The sequence below is a fragment of the Kocuria salina genome (assembly GCF_013368965.1).
In the GTDB taxonomy this organism is placed as follows: domain Bacteria; phylum Actinomycetota; class Actinomycetes; order Actinomycetales; family Micrococcaceae; genus Kocuria; species Kocuria rosea.
The window spans coordinates 314,873-332,092 of sequence record NZ_SSSF01000003.1 but is presented as its reverse complement, the minus strand read 5'-3'; the positions used below and the strand labels follow the sequence as shown (position 1 = coordinate 332,092).

Annotated in this window: 18 protein-coding genes; 12 read left to right on the top strand and 6 right to left on the bottom strand. The window is 74.9% G+C overall.

Features of this window, described 5'->3' with window-relative positions:
* The first annotated feature begins 22 nt into the window (after positions 1–22).
* Both E7Z53_RS08425 and E7Z53_RS08420 read left to right on the top strand, forming a co-directional pair.
* The gene (locus E7Z53_RS08425) at positions 23–358 is read left to right on the top strand and encodes a DUF3039 domain-containing protein (protein ID WP_035928859.1); all 336 of its coding nucleotides are present in this window, start codon (positions 23–25) and stop codon (positions 356–358) included.
* 121 nt (positions 359–479) lie between these two features.
* Positions 480–2,282, top strand: coding sequence for a DEAD/DEAH box helicase (locus E7Z53_RS08420; RefSeq protein WP_035928862.1), 1,803 nt, complete (start codon positions 480–482; stop codon positions 2,280–2,282).
* 55 nt (positions 2,283–2,337) lie between these two features.
* On the opposite strand, the gene E7Z53_RS08415 is transcribed toward E7Z53_RS08420, so the two are convergent.
* Positions 2,338–2,949, bottom strand: coding sequence for an isochorismatase family protein (locus E7Z53_RS08415; protein WP_176337596.1), 612 nt, complete (start codon positions 2,947–2,949; stop codon positions 2,338–2,340).
* A gap of 126 nt (positions 2,950–3,075) precedes the next feature.
* Positions 3,076–4,425, bottom strand: coding sequence for a nicotinate phosphoribosyltransferase (locus tag E7Z53_RS08410; RefSeq protein ID WP_370658547.1), 1,350 nt, complete (start codon positions 4,423–4,425; stop codon positions 3,076–3,078).
* 55 nt (positions 4,426–4,480) lie between these two features.
* Here E7Z53_RS08410 and clpS point away from each other — a divergent pair, with 55 nt between their 5' ends.
* From clpS to E7Z53_RS08370, 8 genes are all read left to right on the top strand, one after another.
* Positions 4,481–4,819 carry an ATP-dependent Clp protease adapter ClpS gene (gene clpS / locus E7Z53_RS08405; protein WP_017833243.1) on the top strand — a complete coding sequence of 113 codons (339 nt, stop codon included), beginning with the start codon at positions 4,481–4,483 and terminating at the stop codon, positions 4,817–4,819.
* The gene (locus E7Z53_RS08400) at positions 4,819–5,379 is read left to right on the top strand and encodes a DUF2017 domain-containing protein (RefSeq protein WP_176337595.1); all 561 of its coding nucleotides are present in this window, start codon (positions 4,819–4,821) and stop codon (positions 5,377–5,379) included. Before clpS ends, E7Z53_RS08400 begins: the two co-directional genes overlap by 1 nt.
* A 115-nt stretch (positions 5,380–5,494) precedes the next feature.
* Complete coding sequence (gene murI, locus E7Z53_RS08395; protein ID WP_035928866.1) at positions 5,495–6,439, top strand: glutamate racemase; 945 nt, start codon at positions 5,495–5,497, stop codon at positions 6,437–6,439.
* 59 nt (positions 6,440–6,498) lie between these two features.
* Positions 6,499–7,326, top strand: a complete 828-nt coding sequence (locus E7Z53_RS08390) for an MBL fold metallo-hydrolase (RefSeq protein ID WP_017833240.1) — start codon at positions 6,499–6,501, stop codon at positions 7,324–7,326.
* A gap of 56 nt (positions 7,327–7,382) precedes the next feature.
* Complete coding sequence (gene rph / locus E7Z53_RS08385) at positions 7,383–8,168, top strand: ribonuclease PH (RefSeq protein ID WP_035928869.1); 786 nt, start codon at positions 7,383–7,385, stop codon at positions 8,166–8,168.
* Positions 8,161–8,805: an RdgB/HAM1 family non-canonical purine NTP pyrophosphatase gene (gene rdgB / locus E7Z53_RS08380; RefSeq protein WP_035928872.1), complete on the top strand. Its 645-nt coding sequence runs from the start codon at positions 8,161–8,163 to the stop codon at positions 8,803–8,805. Before rph ends, rdgB begins: the two co-directional genes overlap by 8 nt.
* A gap of 27 nt (positions 8,806–8,832) precedes the next feature.
* Positions 8,833–9,705: a phosphotransferase family protein gene (locus E7Z53_RS08375; protein ID WP_035928873.1), complete on the top strand. Its 873-nt coding sequence runs from the start codon at positions 8,833–8,835 to the stop codon at positions 9,703–9,705.
* Positions 9,706–9,727: 22 nt separating this feature from the next.
* Positions 9,728–10,375 carry a 3'-5' exonuclease gene (locus E7Z53_RS08370; protein WP_020380579.1) on the top strand — a complete coding sequence of 216 codons (648 nt, stop codon included), beginning with the start codon at positions 9,728–9,730 and terminating at the stop codon, positions 10,373–10,375.
* On the opposite strand, the gene E7Z53_RS08365 is transcribed toward E7Z53_RS08370, so the two are convergent.
* On the bottom strand, positions 10,344–11,468 hold the full coding sequence (locus E7Z53_RS08365) for an ADP-ribosylglycohydrolase family protein (RefSeq protein WP_146200241.1): 1,125 nt from the start codon (positions 11,466–11,468) through the stop codon (positions 10,344–10,346). The genes E7Z53_RS08370 and E7Z53_RS08365 overlap by 32 nt on opposite strands.
* A gap of 141 nt (positions 11,469–11,609) precedes the next feature.
* Between E7Z53_RS08365 and E7Z53_RS08360 the strand changes: the two genes are divergently transcribed.
* Positions 11,610–12,542 carry an aquaporin gene (locus tag E7Z53_RS08360; protein ID WP_176337594.1) on the top strand — a complete coding sequence of 311 codons (933 nt, stop codon included), beginning with the start codon at positions 11,610–11,612 and terminating at the stop codon, positions 12,540–12,542.
* Between the two features lie 139 nt (positions 12,543–12,681).
* Positions 12,682–13,989, top strand: coding sequence for a hypothetical protein (locus tag E7Z53_RS08355; protein WP_109243476.1), 1,308 nt, complete (start codon positions 12,682–12,684; stop codon positions 13,987–13,989).
* A gap of 92 nt (positions 13,990–14,081) precedes the next feature.
* Here the strand turns inward: E7Z53_RS08355 and E7Z53_RS08350 are convergent, their stop codons facing one another.
* The 3 genes from E7Z53_RS08350 to E7Z53_RS08340 form a co-directional block, all read right to left on the bottom strand.
* Complete coding sequence (locus E7Z53_RS08350) at positions 14,082–14,822, bottom strand: MBL fold metallo-hydrolase (protein WP_229586225.1); 741 nt, start codon at positions 14,820–14,822, stop codon at positions 14,082–14,084.
* Positions 14,819–15,916, bottom strand: a complete 1,098-nt coding sequence (locus E7Z53_RS08345) for an S-(hydroxymethyl)mycothiol dehydrogenase (RefSeq protein ID WP_176337593.1) — start codon at positions 15,914–15,916, stop codon at positions 14,819–14,821. Before E7Z53_RS08345 ends, E7Z53_RS08350 begins: the two co-directional genes overlap by 4 nt.
* 176 nt (positions 15,917–16,092) lie before the next feature.
* Complete coding sequence (locus tag E7Z53_RS08340) at positions 16,093–17,208, bottom strand: YihY/virulence factor BrkB family protein (RefSeq protein WP_176337592.1); 1,116 nt, start codon at positions 17,206–17,208, stop codon at positions 16,093–16,095.
* Positions 17,209–17,220 lie beyond the last annotated feature (12 nt).

Genomic DNA, 17,220 nt, shown 5'->3' with positions numbered 1-17,220 from the left:
GGGACGGGGTAAACTGGCGCCCATGCATGTCTCAGCGGCGACCACCGGCACCCCGACGAACGGCCCGGACGACACCCCGTACGGTGCCGATCCGGCGCAGCCGGCCGGGGGCACCTCGACGATCGAGCGCGAGGAGACCAGGGAGCTCCAGGAGCCGGGCGACCACGAACGCTTCGCGCACTACGTGCGCAAGGAGAAGATCATGGAGTCCGCCCTCTCCGGCGAGCCCGTGATCGCCCTGTGCGGCAAGGTCTGGGTCCCCGGCCGCGACCCGCAGCGGTTCCCGGTGTGCCCGACCTGCAAGGAGATCTACGACGGACTCCGCCCCCCGAACGACCAGGGCGACGACCAGGGCTGAGCACCCCCGGCCGAGCAAGCGCCCGCCGCCGGCGGGCGCTTTTGCGTGGCCCGCCGCCGCGCCCCCGTCATCCACCGCGGCCACGAGGCCGCGGCACCACGAGCGAAAGGACGTCGCCAGAGTGTCCCAGGACGACCAGCTCTCCCTGTTCGGCGCAGCCGCCGCCGACCTCCCCCCGGCCTATCCGGACCGCGCCGCGTGGGGCACGGCCCCCAAGCTGCGCGCCTGGCAGGCGGAGGCGCTGCAGCGCTACTTCGAGGCACAGCCCCGGGACTACATGGCCGTCGCGACCCCCGGGGCCGGCAAGACGACCTTCGCGCTGCGCGTGGCCAAGGAGCTCTTCGACCGCGGGACCGTCAACCGGATCACGGTGGTGACACCCACGGACCACCTCAAGCGGCAGTGGGCGGACGCCGCCGCCCGCGTGGGCCTGGCGATCGACCCGAACTTCAAGAACGCGGACGGCTCCCACGGCCGGGACTACCTGGGCGCCGCCGTGACCTACTCGCAGGTGGCCATGAAGCCGCTCCTGCACCGGGCCCGCACCGAGGCGGGCCGGACCCTGGTGATCATGGACGAGATCCACCACGCCGGGGACTCCCTCACGTGGGGCGACGGGCTCCAGGAGGCCTTCGACCCCGCCGCCCGCCGGCTCGCCCTGACCGGCACCCCCTTCCGCTCGGACACCGCGCCGATCCCGTTCGTGCGCTACCTGGAGGACGGGGACGGCATCCGCCGCTCGAGCGCCGACTACACCTACGGCTACGGCGACGCGCTCAAGGACCACGTGGTCCGGCCCGTGATCTTCCTCGCCTACTCGGGGCAGATGCGCTGGCGCACCAGCGCGGGGGAGGAGATGGCCGCGGAGCTCGGCGAGGGCTTCACGAAGGACATCACCGCCCACGCGTGGCGCACGGCGCTCGACCCGAACGGGCAGTGGATCCCGTCGGTGCTCCAGGCCGCGGACCAGCGGCTCACGGAGGTGCGGCGCACCGTGCCGGACGCCGGAGCGATGGTCATCGCGACCGACCACCAGGACGCGAAGGCCTACGCCGCGCAGCTGCGCCGGATCACCGGGGAGAACCCCACCGTGGTCCTCTCCGACGACAAGGGCGCCTCGGACCGGATCGACGAGTTCTCCGCCGGGGACAGCCGCTGGATGGTGGCCGTGCGGATGGTCTCCGAGGGCGTCGACGTCCCCCGGCTCGCCGTGGGCGTCTACGCGACGTCCACGTCCACGCCGCTGTTCTTCGCCCAGGCGGTCGGCCGCTTCGTGCGCGCCCGCAAGCGCGGGGAGACGGCCTCCGTGTTCCTGCCGTCCGTGCCGGCGCTGATGCAGCTCGCCAACGAGATGGAGGCCGAGCGGGACCACGCCCTCGACAAGCCCGCCGCGGAGGAGACCGGCCTGCCGGCCGACCCCCTCGAGGAGGGCTGGGACGACGACCTGCTCGAGGAGGCCAACCGGGAGGAGAAGGCGTCCGCGGCCCTCGCCCAGGGCCGGTTCGAGGCCATCGGCTCGGACGCGTCCTTCCACGGGGTCCTCTTCGACGGCGGCGCCTTCGGCGGCGGCGTGGCGGTGGGCTCGGAGGAGGAGGCGGACTTCCTCGGCATCCCGGGACTGCTCGAGGCCGACCAGGTCTCGGCGCTGCTGCGGGAGCGGCAGTCCCAGCACGCCCGGCGGCGCCCCGGCGCCGCCCGCGCCCCGGAGCAGCCGGCGGTGCCCGACCACCGGCGGCTCAAGGAGCTGCGCGCCACCCTGTCCAAGAACGTCTCGGCCTGGGCGTCCCGCACCGGCACCCCGCACGGCATGGTCCACAACGAGCTGCGCCGGGTGTGCGGAGGACCCGCGGTGGCGCAGGCCAACGAGGCGCAGCTCCAGGCGCGGGTGAAGAAGCTGCAGGACTGGTTCATCGGGCGCAAGTGAGCCGCGCCCGGGACGCGAACCGCCCGGGACGGGGCGGTCCGCTGCCGGGCACGGGTCAGGACCGGACGACCTCGACCCCCGCCTCGGCCATCTCCCGCAGGGCGCGCTCCGTGGACTCCGCGGCGACGCCCGCGGTGAGCTCCACCAGCACCCGGGTGTCGTAGCCGGCCTCGACGGCGTCCAGGGCGGTCGCCCGCACGCAGTGGTCGGTCGCCAGGCCCACGATGTCCACGGCCTCGATCTCGTGCTCCCGCAGCCAGTCGTCGAGGCTCACGTCCGGCTCGTCGTCGACGTCCTCGTCGTCGCCCATCGGCACGTCCGCGTCCGGGGCGAGCAGCCCCTCGAAACCGGAGTAGGCGGCGTCGTGCTCGCCCTTGCGGAACCACGCCTGGATCCAGTCCGTGTCCAGGTCCGGGTGGGAGCGGGCCCCGCGGGACTCGGCGACGCAGTGCACCGGCCAGGACCGCACGTAGTCCGGCTCGTCGGAGAAGTGCGCCCCGGGGTCGACGTGCCAGTCCTGGGTGGCCGCGACGGCCGCGTAGTCCCCGTGGTGGTCCTCCAGGTGCTCGGACACGGCGGCGGCCACCGCCGCGCCTCCGGCGACGGGCAGCGAGCCGCCCTCGCAGAAGTCGTTCTGCACGTCGACGACGATCAGTGCGGTCCTCATGGTGTTCCTCCCTCTGTTCGGTGCTTCACGCTCGTGCCTCTCGCCCGGTGCTTCTCGCCCGGTGGTGCTCCTCCGGCGGGTGCCGCTGAGCGGATCCCGCCCGGCGCGCGCCGCCCGGACGGCCGCTCAGGCCGGGGCCTCGGGCCCCAGGACGGTCGGGATCACGGGGTCGCCCTCGCTGAGCCGCCGGGCCGAGCGGGGCAGCTCCGCCACGGACGCCGCGTGCCGCTCCCGGGCCCGGCGGACCCCCTCCGGGCCCGTCCAGCCGTCCAGCAGCTCGCCGCGGCGGACGAAGTCCTCCAGCAGCGGCCGGTCGTCGCCGTCGTCGTCGGGCAGCCGGCCGATGCCGACCATCTCGTGGGTCGCCGTGCCCCGCTCGTCCCGGCGCCGCAGGGCGTGCTTGCGCCCGCCCACGGACACCTTGCCCTTCGCGGCCTTCGCCACGGGCCGCAGCTCGCCGGAGGAGTCCTCTCGGGCCACCAGCTTGTAGACCATCGACGACGTCGGCGCGCCGGAGCCGGTGACCACTCGGGTGCCCACGCCGAACGCGTCGACGGGCGCGGCGTTCAGGGCCGCGATCGCGTACTCGTCCAGGTCCGAGGTGACGGTGATGCGGGTGTCCGGGTTGCCGAGCTCGTCGAGGAGCCCGCGCACCCAGGCGGCCTGGGTCACGAGGTCGCCCGAGTCCAGGCGCACGCCGCCCAGACCGGGACCCGCGAGCTCCACGGCCTTGCGCACCGCGGTCTCGACGTCGTAGGTGTCGACCAGCAGGGTCGTGTCCCGGCCCATGGACTGGAGCTGGGCGCGGAAGGCGTCCTCCTCCGTGTCGTGCAGGAGCGTGAAGGAGTGGGCGGCCGTCCCGACCGTCCGGATCCCGTAGCGGTGCCCGGCCTCGAGGTTCGACGTCGAGTCGAAGCCGCCGATGACCGCCGCCCGCGCGGCCGCGACGGCGGCCTCCTCGTGGGCGCGCCGGGAGCCCATCTCGATGCACGGGCGCCCCGCCGCGGCACCCACCATGCGGGAGGCGGCCGAGGCCACGGCGCTGTCGTAGTTGAGCACCGACAGGAAGTACGTCTCGAGCACGCACGCCTCGGCGAAGGTGGCCTCGACCACGAGCAGCGGCGACGAGGGGAAGTACGCCTCGCCCTCGGCGTAGCCGGAGATCGAGCCGGTGAAGCGGAAGTCCGCGAGGTAGTCCAGGGTGGCGCGGTTGACCACGCCGGTGTCCGCCAGGAAGCGCAGCTGCTCGTCGCCGAAGCGGAAGCTCCCGAGCCCCTCGAGGAGGCGCCCCGTGCCCGCCACCACGCCGTAGCGCCGCCCAGCGGGCAGCCGCCGGGCGAAGACCTCGAACACGCTGCGCCGCTGCGCGGTGCCGGCGTGCAGGGCGGCCTGCAGCATGGTCAGCTCGTAGTGGTCGGTCATCAGGGACGTGGGCGGCGGGGCCCACCGGTGGCTGCGCTGGTTCACGGGCACCACTCTAGCGACGCCGCCGGTGCGCCACGCCTCCGGCACTCGCTACGATGGACGGACCATGCACTGCGCTACTCCCGCCGCCGCCCGCCCCGCGGCCACCGCCACCCCGGAGACCGGCACCCGGCCCACCGGCGCGACGTCCGTGGCCACGGAGACCGAGACCCCGTGGAACGTGGTCGTGTGGGACGACCCCGTCAACCTCATGAGCTACGTCACCTACGTGTTCCGCTCCTACTTCGGCTACCCGGAGGAGAAGGCCCGCTCCCTGATGCTGGAGGTCCACCACCACGGGCGCTCCGTGGTGGCCAGCGGCTCCCTCGAGGAGGCCGAGACCCACACCGCGGCGATGCACGGCTTCGGGCTGTGGGCCACCTTCGAGCAGGCGGGGGGCCACTGATGGCGCAGGGCTTCCGGTCCACCCGCCGGGGCATCACCGCCCGCTTCGAGGAGCCCGAGAAGGAGCTGCTCCAGAAGCTGTTCGCGGACGTCGCCCAGGCGCTCGCCCCCGAGCAGCCGGCCTCGGAGGACTCGCTCGAGCGGATGCTCGGCGTGTCCGGGGACGCCACCGTCCCCGACGACTCCGCGCTGCGGCGGCTGCTGCCCGACGGGAGCCTGGACCCCGAGCGCGCCGCCGAGTTCCGCCGGTACACGGAGCGGGGGCTGCGGGAGACCAAGCGCGGCGTGCTGCAGCAGGCGGCCCTCGCGCTGGAGGCCCAGCCCGTGCGGCTGGACCCCGCCCAGGCGCAGGCCTTCGGGCAGGCCCTCAACGACGTGCGGCTGGTGCTGGCGGACCGGCTCGGGATCCGCAACGAGGCCGACGCCGAGCGCGTGGGTCGCTACGACGACTGGTCCGCGATCGAGGACGTCGAGACGTACATGTCGCTCCTGTACAACTTCGTCTCGTGGTTGCAGGAGACCCTCATGGAGGCCCTCCTCCACGACCTGCCCCGGGACTGACCGGGCACGACACCGCGGCGGGCCCCCACCCCGGCCGGGGGTGACGCGGCTCACGGCGGCACGGCCGCGGCGCGGTTTGGGACGGCGGCACGCCCGGGACTACGCTCTTGACGATATGCAGGATGACGACGTCTTCGGGGCCGGCGGCCGGGCCGCCCGGCGCCCCAACCCCGGTTCACCCATCGGCGTGTTCGACTCCGGGGTGGGCGGTCTCACCGTGGCCCGCGCCATCATCGACCAGCTGCCCCACGAGGAGATCGTGTACGTGGGGGACACCGCCCACGGGCCCTACGGGCCGCTGCCGATCGCCGAGGTCCGGGCGCACGCCCTGCGGATCATGGACGAGCTCGTCGACTCGGGCGTCAAGCTGCTCGTGATCGCCTGCAACACGGCGTCCGCGGCGGTGCTGCGCGACGCCCGGGAGCGCTACACCCGGGTCTATGGGATCCCGGTGGTCGAGGTCATCCAGCCGGCGGTGCGCCGGGCGGTCGCCTCGACCCGCAACGGCCGGATCGGCGTCATCGGCACGGAGGCGACGGTCGGTTCCCGCGCCTACGACGACACGTTCGCCGCCGCCCCCCACCTGCGGATCGACTCGGTGGCCTGCCCGGCGTTCGTCGACTACGTGGAGGCGGGCGTCACCACGGGGCCCGGCCTGCTGGCCACGGCCCAGGCCTACCTGGACCCGCTGCGCGAGGCCGACGTGGACACGCTGGTGCTGGGCTGCACCCACTACCCCCTGCTCACCGGCGTGATCTCCTACGTCATGGGCGACGCCGTCACGCTGGTCTCCAGCGCGGAGGAGACCGCCAAGGACGTCTACCGGGCGCTCGTCAGCCACGGGCTCGAGCGCGAGCCGGGGGTGCCGGGCGGGCCCGCCCGGCACGAGTTCCTCGCCACCGGGGACGCCGCGTCCTTCGAGGTCCTCGCCCGGCGGTTCCTGGGGCCGGAGGTCGCCCGCGTCCGGCACACCAGCTCCGTGGCGGAGCAGTACCCCACGGGCTCGCTCGCGCGGATCACCCCGGAGATGATCGGGGGAGCGGGCCCGTCCGCGCCCTGAGCAGCTCCGCGGCCGGTGCGGCCGCCGTCCCACCGGCACCTCCTGGAAGGCTCTCGCCCATGAAACTCACCATCATCGGATGCACCGGCTCCTTCGCGGGGCCGAACTCCCCGGCCTCCTGCTACCTCGTCAGCGGTGAGGACGCCGAGGGACGGACCTGGCGCATCCTGCTGGACATGGGCAACGGCGCCCTCGGGGTGCTGCAGCGTCACATCGACCTGCACGACATCGACGCCGTGCTCGTCAGCCACCTGCACCCCGACCACTGCATCGACCTGGCCGGGCTGCACGTGGCCATCAAGTGGGACCCGCGCGGCTGGGGCCGACCCCCGATCCCGCTGTGGGCGCCCACCGGCCTCCACGAGTACCTCAGCAGCACCCACGGGCTCCCCACGGAGCCCGGGATGCACGGGGAGTTCGACTTCCACACCTGGGTCCCGGAGGAGCCCGTGCGGGTGGGGCCGTTCGCGATCACGCCCTTCCGGGTGGAGCACCCCACCCCCGAGCCCTACGCCCTGCGCATCGACTACGACGGCGTCATGGGCCCCAGCACCCTGGCCTACTCGGGGGACACCGACGCGTGCGAGGGGCTCGTGCGCGCCGCGCGGGACGCCGACGTCTTCCTGTGCGAGGCCGCCTACCACGAGGGCCGCGACGACGCGCTGCGCGGCATCCACCTGACCGGCCGGCGCGCGGCGGAGGCCGCCCGGGACGCCGGGGCCCGCCAGCTGCTGCTGACGCACCTGCCGGTGTGGAACTCCCCGACGCGGGCCGTGGAGGAGGCGCAGGAGGTCTTCGCGGGACCCATCGGGGTGGCCGAGCCCGCCTACACCTACCGGATCGTCCGGCGGGGGAGCGGCCGTCCCGCGGCCGCCGTCGGGCCGTGAGCCCCGCCGCCGGCGGCCGGGCCGGGCGGTCGGTGCCGCGGGGTAAGGTGGACCACATGGATTCCCCCGTCGACCAGACCGCACCGGCCCTCTCGACCTCGGGGGTGACCCGGTCGGACGGCCGTTCGCCCGGTGAGCTGCGACCCATCACGATCACCCGCGGCTGGTCCCAGCAGGCGGAGGGCTCCGCCCTCATCGAGTTCGGCAGCACCCGGGTGCTGTGCACCGCGTCCGTGACCGAGGGCGTCCCGCGCTGGCTCAAGGGGGAGGGCCGCGGCTGGGTGACCGCCGAGTACGCGATGCTCCCGCGGGCCACGTCCACCCGGTCCGCCCGCGAGTCCGTGAAGGGCAAGATCGGCGGGCGCACCCACGAGATCTCCCGGCTCATCGGCCGCTCCCTGCGCTCGGTCATCGACCTCTCCGCCCTCGGCGAGAACACCGTGGTCCTCGACTGCGACGTCCTCCAGGCCGACGGCGGCACCCGCACCGCGGCCATCACCGGCGCCTACGTGGCCCTCGCCGAGGCGATCGGGTGGGCCCGGGCCGAGGGGCTCGTCGCCCGTCGCGCGCAGCCGCTCACCGACACGGTGGCCGCCGTGTCCGTGGGCATCATCGACGGCGTGCCGATGCTGGACCTCCCGTACGTCGAGGACGTGCGGGCCGAGACCGACATGAACGTGGTGGTCACCGGGTCCGGCGACTTCGTGGAGGTGCAGGGCACCGCCGAGGGCGCCCCCTTCGACCGCGCCGAGCTGGACGCCCTGCTCGACCTCGCGCTGGCCGGCTGCGCCCAGCTCACCCAGATCCAGGTCGAGACCCTGCGCGAGGCCGGCGATGGGTGACCACCACGGCGCCCGGGTGGTGCTCGCCACGCACAACCGGGGCAAGCTCGCCGAGCTGCGGGACCTGCTCGCGCCCGCGCTGCCCGGAGCCGACGTCGAGCGGCTGGTCGTGGACGCCGCCGCGGCCGGGGCGCCCGACGTCGTCGAGGACGGCACCACCTTCGAGGCCAACGCCCTGCTCAAGGCCCGCGCCGCCACCGCCGCGACCGGGCTGATCGCCGTGGCCGACGACTCCGGCCTGGCCGTCGACGTGCTGGGCGGGGCCCCCGGGATCTTCTCCGCGCGCTGGTCCGGCCGGCACGGCGACGACGCCGCGAACCTGCGGCTGCTGCTCGCCCAGCTCTCCGACGTCCCCGACGCCCATCGCGGCGCGCAGTTCGTGTGCGCCGCCGCGCTCGTCACCCCGGACGGCCGCGAGCACGTGGAGACCGGGACGCTGCGCGGCGCCCTGCTGCGGGAGCCCGTGGGGGACGGCGGCTTCGGCTACGACCCCGTGCTGCGCCCCGACGGGTCCGACCGGACCTGCGCCGAGCTCACGCGCGCGGAGAAGAACGCCATCAGCCACCGCGGGCGCGCGATGCGGGCCCTGCTCCCGCACCTGCTGACCGCCCTCGACCCCGCCGCCGTCCCCGACTGACCCACGTCCGAACCGAGGAAGTTGACCATGCCCTGGTCGCAGCTCCACCACCTGCCGTTCGCCGGCGCCGTCGAGGCCGTGCTGCGCGAAGCCGGCATGAGCGCCGACCCCGGCCAGTGGGAGGTCCACGCCGGCGGGTCCGCCCACGTGGTGGTGAACGTGGGCCACGTGATCTCCGTGCGGATCGCCAAGAACGCCACGGTCTGCGAGCACGTCCAGCGCCGCACGGAGGTGCTGCGGAGGCTGCCCCGCTTCTCGTTCGCGACCCCGCGGCCGCTCACCGGCGTGGTGGTCTCCCACGGCTACACCGGGGTGGGCCTGACGTGGCTGCCCGGGCACCCGCACCCGCCCGGGCACGGCGACCCGGCCGTGCTGCACCGGGTGCTGACCGAGCTGGCCGAGGTCGACACCTCCGGCTTCGCGCGGTACCTCGACCGTCCCGGCCAGCACTGGGGCGGCCACCGGCGGCGGCACGTGCTGCTCGACGAGGTCATCCCGCGGCTGCTGCCCCGCAACCAGGAGGCCGCGCGGCGGGCCGTCGCCGAGCTCGCGGCGCTGCCGACCGTGGTGCCGACCCTGGTGCACGGGGACCTCATGGGGCACAACATGCTGTGGGACGGTGACGGGGACGAGCTCACGGGCATCATCGACTGGGACCACGCCTGTCTGTCCGACCCCGCGCACGACGCCGCGTCCCTCGGGCTGTGGTACGGCTGGGACACCCTGCGCGCCGCCGTCTCGGAGACCGTCTACGAGCGGGCCCGGCTGCACGCGCGCACGTTCCCGCTGCAGGCGGTCGCCTACGCGCTGCACCACGACCTCGACACCGCCCAGGTCAACCAGTCCATCGCCCGGGCCGACGACTGGATCGAGACCAACCTGCGCGGTGTCTCCGCCTGAGCGGGCGCAGTAGGCTGTTCCGGTGCCTCGTCCCGCTTCCCCCGACACGACCACCGACCGGCCCGCCGCGGATCCGTCGTCCCTCTCCTTCACCGCCATCGACTTCGAGACCGCGAACCGCTTCATCGGCTCGCCGTGCGCCGTGGGCCTCGTGCGGGTCCGCGGCGGCCGGGTGGTGGCGGAGCGCTCCGCCTACATGCGCCCGCCGCGCACCCGCGCGGACTTCGACCCCGGGAACACGCGCATCCACGGGATCACCGAGCACACGGTGGCGGGCCACCCCGGCTTCGCCGAGCTGTGGCCGCGGATCGAGGACTGGATCCTGGCCGAGGACCCCGACGAGCTCGTGGTGGCGCACAACGCGGCCTTCGACATGGGCGTGATCCGCGCCGCGTGCGCGGAGACGGACACGCGGCACGCCCCGCTGGCGTATGCGTGCAGCCTGGCGCTGGCCCGGCGCGGCTACGACCTGCCGTCCTACGCGCTGCCCCGGGCGGCCGAGGCCGCCGGGGTGCCGCTGCGCCGCCACCACGACGCCCTCGAGGACGCCCGGGCCTGCGCGGGGATCGTGGTGGACCTGGTCCACCGGGCCGGTGCGGGCACCGTCCGGGAGCTGCTCGCCGGCGCGGGACTGAACGTCAAGCGGCTGGCGGCGCCCCCACTTCCCTGAGCCAGCGCTCGGCCGTCTCCGACACCACGTCCCCGGCGTCCAGCCGGGTGCGCCACTCCGGCGGCAGCGCGGCCGTCCCGAGGGCCGCGCCCGTCACGGCGCCGGCGATCGCCCCCGCCGCGGCCGGGTGGCCGGTGCCGGCGGTGGCCAGCTCCACCGCGCGGCGGAACACGGCCTGCGGGTCCCCGGCGCCCGGGGCCTCGGCCTCCGCGCGCAGGGCCGCGCCGAGGCCGCCCGCGAGGGTCTCCGGGGCGGCCCCGCCCTCGCCGAGCAGCCGGTCGAGCGCCGCGGGGTCGGGGTCCTCCCGCATGGCGGCGCGCACGGCGTCCTCGAGCCGGGCGAGGGTCTCGGCCACCGGGCGCGTGAGGTTCCCGGCGGTCTCGCGGGCGGCGGCCACGGCGGCGGCGACCGGCCGCGGCAGGCCCTCCCGGCGGGCCCGCACGGCGGCGTGGACCACGAAGCCCTGGACGGCCGCCGCGGTCTGCGCCTCGGGGTGCCCGTGGGTCAGGGCGGCGCCGTTGATGGCCAGGGGCGCGAGCGTGCGCCAGCCGACGTGGGGGAGCAGACCGAACGGCGAGGAGCGCAGCACCGGTCCGGCGCCCTTGGCCTCCGGCTGCAGGGGGCGCTCGACCTCGCCCATCCGGCCGGAGCGGAGGGCCGCCAGCACCGTTCCGTCCGGCTCCCGCACGGCGTGCAGGACCTCGTGCTCGTCGATCGGGCGGGGCAGGGGCCGCGGCGCCTCGGCCGGGTGGCGCTCGCCCTGGGTCCCCAGCCAGCGCAGGTAGGCCAGCCACAGGCACGCGGTCTCGTCGGCGCCGTGGCCCTGGTTCGCCCACTCGACGACCTCCTGCAGGGCGTCCAGGGTGTAGAGGGTCAGCTGGGTGGCGTCGGAGATCCGCAGCACCGCGCTGCCTTCGGCGTCGGCGGGGGCGTCCGCGCCGGCCGCCGCGGAGCGGGAGCGCGGACCGGAGCTCGCGCGGCCGCCCAGCGCGTCCCCGAGGGCTCCGCCCAGCAGGGCCGCGCGCACGGAGTCGGCGTACTCGGGCCAGGCGGGGTCGAGGCCGGCGACGGGCGAGAGCAGGGGTGCGGGCATGCGGTCAGTGTAGTCGGCGGCCGACACGGCCCGGGGCGGTTCAACCGCCCTTCAGGTCACTGTGGTTGCATGGCACGGGCGCCCGGCGCCCCGCCGGCACGGCACCCCCACCGTGCCGCCCCGATCCCTGAGGAGAAATCCATGAGTCACCACGTTCCCGGCACCACCGCGCGCCCCGGCGCCGACGGCGCCGACAGCACCGCCCACGACGGCGCCGCCCCCGGCACGGCGGGCCTCGCGGCGCCCGTGCCCGTCGCCGCGCGCAAGGACACCGTGCCCGCCGGCGCCCCGGAGGCCGCGTCCGCGCCGGCCCAGTGGGCCGCCGAGTTCGCAGGGACGGCGCTGCTGGTCTTCGCCGGGCTGGGCACGGGCATGTTCGCCACCGAGGTCATCGACTCCGCGCTCGGCTTCGGTCTCGGCCTGGTCGCCGCGATCGTCGCCTTCGGGCACGTCTCCGGGGGGCACTTCAACCCCGCGGTGACGCTCGCCGCGGTCGTGGCCGGGCGCACGCCCGCACGGGCCGCGATCGGCTACGTGGTGGCCCAGGTGCTCGGCGCCCTGGCCGCGGCCGGCGTGCTGTGGGCGGTGCTCATCAGCCTGCTCGACTCCTCGACCACCGCGCAGGTCCTCGGCGCGGTCTCCAACGGCTTCGGGGAGAACTCCACCTCCCAGGCCGGGTGGACCACCGTGCTGCTCGTCGAGTTCGTGGCGACCGCCCTGTTCGCCCTCGTGGTCCTGGGCTCCACCGCGCCGCGGGCCAACGCGGTGCTCGCCCCCGTGGCCATCGGTGCGGCCCTCGCGTTCCTGCTCACGATCACCGCGCCGTTCGACGGCGGGTCGCTGAACCCCGCCCGCTCGACCGGCGCCGCCGTGGTCGCCGGCGCCGGCCACCTGGGCCAGCTGTGGCTGTTCTGGGTGGCCCCGCTGCTCGGCGGCCTCGTGGCCGGTCTGGTCCACCGCTCGGCGACGCTCTCCCGGCCGCGCCGCGGCGCCGGGGCGCCCGCCGCGGAGGAGGACGCCCCGGCAGCGGAGGCGACGCCCACCGCGTCCGCCGCGCCGGTCCGGGAGCGGTGAGCCCGCGGCCCTGCCGGGTCCGGCAGGGCCGCCAGGTCCTCCGCCCGCCGCGGGGGACCGACGCTTTCCGTCATCCTCCGGACGGCGGGGCTAGGCTGGTCCGTGCCCGGCCGCCGTCGGGAGGATGCGGAGGTACCTCGTGAGCAGTGCGCGCGCCGCCGAGCCCCTCGGGGGTTTCAGCACGGCCGCCCGCTCGCCCCTGGCCGACTCCCGGGAGCTCGCCGCCGTCAGCGGCGCGCTGTACCCCGTGCTGACCCTGCTCGTGCGGCTGCCCCAGACCATGGTGCCCCTCGGCGTGCTGACCACGGTGGCGCTGATCTCCGGGTCCCCGGCGCTGGGCGCCTTCTGCGCCGCCGCCGTGACGTTCGGCTCGGCGGTGTGCGGGCTGGCCATGGGCGCGGCCGCCTCGTGGCGCCGGCGCCAGCTCGGCCTGGTGCTGCTCACCCTCGTGAACCCGCTGGTGTTGTGGTGGCTCGTGCGCCGGCTCCCGGACCTCGCCGCCGACCCCGGGGCGGCCCCCGCCCAGCTGGTGCTCCCGTGCCTGCTCGCCGGGCTCGTGCTGCCGCAGATGGGCGTGGCGTGCCGGCTGCGCTGGTGGTCCCTGCTGCGCCGGGACTCCCGGGAGGACCTCTTCGACACCGCGCTGCGCCACGAGAGCGTCATGGACTCGCTGGCCACCGTCCTGGCGGCCGCGGTGACCGGGCTCGTGGCCGTGACCCTCGGGCCGGTGGCCGTGCTGGTGCTCGCGGCCACCCTGACCCTCGTGGGCACCACCGTGTTCCTGCTGCACTGCTCGGCCCGCCTGCCGCGGGGGCTCATCCACTTCCTGCCGCCCGTCGCGGCCGCACCGAACCGGGCGGCCCGCAACCGCCGCCGCCGGGCGCGGCAGCTCCGGCTGCTCCCCGTGCTGGGGATGGGTGCGCTGGGGGCCCTCGTGGGGTCGACCCTGGGAGCGGTCCTCGTCTTCGCGACCGCCGTGGACGCGGTGGTCTCGGTCAGCTGGCTGTACGCGGTCTCGGGGTTCACCTCGGCGCTGGCCGCGGTGGCCGCGTCCGCCCGCACCGAGGAGCTGCGGCTGTGGAACCGCTGGGTGGCGGCGGCCGCCGGGGCCGTGCTCGCCGCGATGCTCCTGACCATCCCGGACGACTCCGCGGGGATGGTGGTCGTGCTGGCGCTGGCTGGGCTGACCACCGGGCCGTGCCTGGTGGCGGTCTACGAGATCGCCCGGGTCGTGGCCCCGAGCTCCCGGGTCACGGCCCTGACCACCGTCATGACCGCGGTGATGAGCGTGGGGCTGACCGGGGGGCTCGCCCTGTCCGGGTGGTGGGGGGAGTCCTGGGGCTACCGGAGCGCCGCACTGGTGCCGGTGCTCTCCGCGGCGGTCCTGCTGGCCACGGCCCTGACCTTCGTGCACCGCTGGCGGCGCATCGGTCCCGGGGACCTCTGAGCCCACCGGGCCCGGGACAGTGCCGGCAGGGGCACCGCCGTCCCGGGCCACCCGCCGGGCCCGGAGGCCGCGGCGGGTGGCCGGGGTCGCGGTCAGTGGCCCCGGTCGATCCACTCCTGCAGGTGCGGGGCCTCGGCGCCGATCGTGGTGGTGTCGCCGTGGCCGGTGAGCACCTCCGTGGACTCGGGCAGCGTCAGCAGCCGCTCGCGGATGGAGTCGACGATCGTGGGGAAGTCCGACCAGGACCGGCCCGTGGCGCCGGGACCGCCCTGGAACAGGGTGTCCCCGGAGAACAGTACCCCGCCCTCGCCCAGGCCCGGGGCCCAGAAGCACACGGACCCGGGGGAGTGGCCCGGGGTGTGCAGCGCGGTGAGGGTCGTCCCCGCCACGGTGAACTCGTCCCCGTCGGCGATCGCCGCGTCGAAGGGCGTCTTCGGGTAGACCTGCTCCCACAGGACCGTGTCCTCCGGGTGCAGGTGGATCGTCCCGCCCACCTGCCCGGCCACCTCCTTGACGGAGCGGATGTGGTCGTCGTGGGCGTGGGTGAGCAGGACCGCGGTCACCGTGCGCCCGGCGACGGCCTCCACCACCGCGGCGGGGTCGTGGGCCGGGTCGATCACCACGCACTCGTCGTCGTCGCCCACGATCCACACGTTGTTCTCGACGTCCCAGGTCCCGCCGTCGAGGGAGAACGTCCCGGAGGTGACCAGCCGGTCGATGCGGGCCCGGCCGGCGCCCGCGGCGGGCCGCACCGGGACGGCGCCGCGGTCGGCGGGGTGGGCGCGCTCCCGGTCGGGCAGGGCCTCGCCGTCGTGGCCGTCGACGGCGCTCATCGGCCGAGCTCCACGACGGAGCGCAGCACCTTGCCGGCGGTCATCCGCTCGAAGGCGGGCTCGACGTCCGCGATCCCGATCCGTTCGGTGACGAAGCCGTCGAGGTCCAGCCGGCCCAGCCGGTACTGGTCCACGAGCATCGGGAAGTCCCGGTTCGGCAGGGTGTCGCCGTACCAGGCGGACTTGATGGCCCCGCCGCGGCCGAAGACCTCGTCCAGCGGGATCTCCCACGTGGTGCCGGGGGCGGGCACGCCCACCAGGACCAGCCGTCCGGCGAGATCGCGGGCCTCGAAGGCCTGCTGGAAGGTCGCGGCGACGCCCACGGCGTCGACCACGACGTCGGCGCCGTGCCCGCCCGTGAGCTCCTGGATCGCCGCGACGGGGTCCTGCTCCTTCGAGTTCACCGTGTGGGTGGCGCCGAACTTCTGCGCCGTGGCGAGCTTCTCGTCGTCGAGGTCCACGGCGATGATCGTGGTGGCCCCGGCGAGCTGGGCCCCGGCGATCGCCGCGGTGCCGACGCCGCCGCAGCCGATCACGGCCACGGACTCCCCGCGCCGGACGTTCGCGGTGTTCAGGACGGCGCCGATGCCGGCCATCACGCCGCAGCCGAGCAGGCCGACCGCGGCGTACTGGTGGTCCTCGAGCTCGCCCTCGATCTTGGTGCACTGACCGGCCGCGACCAGGGTCTTCTCGGCGAACGCCCCGATGCCCAGGGCGGGAGAGAGCTCCGTGCCGTCGGCGAGCGTCATCTTCTGGGTGGCGTTGTGGGTGGCGAAGCAGTACCAGGGCTCGCCCCTGCGGCAGGCCCGGCACTCCCCGCACACGGCGCGCCAGTTGAGGATGACCTTGTCCCCGACGGCGACCTCGGTGACGCCCTCGCCGACCGCGGCGACCACGCCGGAGGCCTCGTGGCCGAGCAGGTAGGGGTAGTCGTCGCCCACGGCACCGACCTTGTAGTGCAGGTCGGTCTGGCAGACCCCGCAGGTGAGGACGTCCACGAGCGCCTCCCCGGGCCCGGGGTCCGGGACGAGGATCGTCTCGAGGGTGGCTGGTGTGTTCTTCGCTGTGACGACGACGGCTCTGACCTCGTGCATGAGTGGGACCTTCCTGCGGACGACGTGACGGTTCCGGTCCGGAACACCGCTCCCCAGTCTAGGGAAGGACGCCGGGGGCGCGCGGTGCGGCGCCGGAGCGCGGCGGCTCCGGTCCGGGCAGAACGAAGCGGCGGACCCGTGGATCAGCACCACGGGTCCGCCGCCGGGGTCGGCCGTCAGCTCCTGCCGGAGGCCTTGTCGGCGTCCTTCCCGGAGTCGTCCGAGGAGTAGTCGAGGTGCTCGTGCTCGAGGCGCAGCTTCCGGCCCTGGTCCACGAGCTTCTCCGCCTTCTTGTCCTTCTTCTCGACCTGGCGGGTGTCGCGCGGCGGGAGCTGGATGGTCTCCTCGGCCTTGATCCCGCCCTGCAACTGGCGGCCGCGCTCCACCTCGGCGTCGATCTCCGCGCCCAGCAGCAGTACGTTGTTGATGATCCACAGCCCGAGCAGCAGGATGATGACCGAGCCGATGATGCCGTAGGTGGCGTTGTAGGACGCGAAGTTGACCACGTACCAGGTGAACGCCGCCGCGGCCAGGGCCGCCACGACCAGGGCGACGATCGAGCCCATGCTGATCCAGCGGAACTTGGGCTGCTGCACGTTGGGGGTGAAGTAGTAGAGCACGGCGATGAGGAGGACCGCGAGGACCACCACGACCGGCCACTTGGCGATGTTCCACACCGTCACGGCCGTGGCGCCGAGCCCCACGAGGTCGCCCACCCACTGGGCGATGCCGCCGGAGATCAGCAGCATGAGCATGATGAGCACCACGATGAGCACCAGGGCGAGCGTGACGAGGAGGTTCATGGGCCGCAGCTTCCACACGGGTCGGCCCTCCTCGACCTCGTAGATGCGGTTCATGGCCCGGCCGAACGCGCCGGTGTATCCGGAGGCGGTCCACAGGGCGCCGAGGATGCCGGTGAACAGCGCGAGGCCGGCACCCGTGCTGGTGGTGAGGTTGTTGATGGGTCCTCTCAGCAGCTCCACGAGCGCTTCCGGTGCGAAGTCGCTGAGGAAGTCGGTGATCGCCTGCGTGGTGGCCTGACCCTGGCCGAAGACGCCGAGCAGGGACACGATGGCGAGCAGCGCGGGGAAGAGGGAGAGCACCGCGAAGTACGTCAGGGACGCGGCGAGGTCGGTGCAGTCGTCCTTGGAGAACTCGGAGATCGCACGCTTGACGACGTAGCCCCACGAGGGCTTGCTGATCTCGGTGGGACTGTCCGGCTTGCGGGGATCCTCGGGATCCGGTGCGGTGCGCTCCTTGGAGCGGCTGTCCTGGGTGGTGTCCTGGGCCATGCTGCGTCCTTC

Coding starts and splice junctions, on each gene's coding strand:
- rdgB (WP_035928872.1), top strand. CDS start 8,161: ATGGGTGACCACCACGGCGCCCGGGTGGTGCTCGCCACGCACAACCGG.
- E7Z53_RS08340 (WP_176337592.1), bottom strand. CDS start 17,208: ATGGCCCAGGACACCACCCAGGACAGCCGCTCCAAGGAGCGCACCGCA.
- E7Z53_RS08415 (WP_176337596.1), bottom strand. CDS start 2,949: ATGAGGACCGCACTGATCGTCGTCGACGTGCAGAACGACTTCTGCGAG.
- rph (WP_035928869.1), top strand. CDS start 7,383: ATGGATTCCCCCGTCGACCAGACCGCACCGGCCCTCTCGACCTCGGGG.
- murI (WP_035928866.1), top strand. CDS start 5,495: ATGCAGGATGACGACGTCTTCGGGGCCGGCGGCCGGGCCGCCCGGCGC.
- E7Z53_RS08365 (WP_146200241.1), bottom strand. CDS start 11,468: ATGCCCGCACCCCTGCTCTCGCCCGTCGCCGGCCTCGACCCCGCCTGG.
- E7Z53_RS08360 (WP_176337594.1), top strand. CDS start 11,610: ATGAGTCACCACGTTCCCGGCACCACCGCGCGCCCCGGCGCCGACGGC.
- clpS (WP_017833243.1), top strand. CDS start 4,481: ATGCACTGCGCTACTCCCGCCGCCGCCCGCCCCGCGGCCACCGCCACC.
- E7Z53_RS08375 (WP_035928873.1), top strand. CDS start 8,833: ATGCCCTGGTCGCAGCTCCACCACCTGCCGTTCGCCGGCGCCGTCGAG.
- E7Z53_RS08400 (WP_176337595.1), top strand. CDS start 4,819: ATGGCGCAGGGCTTCCGGTCCACCCGCCGGGGCATCACCGCCCGCTTC.
- E7Z53_RS08425 (WP_035928859.1), top strand. CDS start 23: ATGCATGTCTCAGCGGCGACCACCGGCACCCCGACGAACGGCCCGGAC.
- E7Z53_RS08390 (WP_017833240.1), top strand. CDS start 6,499: ATGAAACTCACCATCATCGGATGCACCGGCTCCTTCGCGGGGCCGAAC.
- E7Z53_RS08350 (WP_229586225.1), bottom strand. CDS start 14,822: ATGAGCGCCGTCGACGGCCACGACGGCGAGGCCCTGCCCGACCGGGAG.
- E7Z53_RS08345 (WP_176337593.1), bottom strand. CDS start 15,916: ATGCACGAGGTCAGAGCCGTCGTCGTCACAGCGAAGAACACACCAGCC.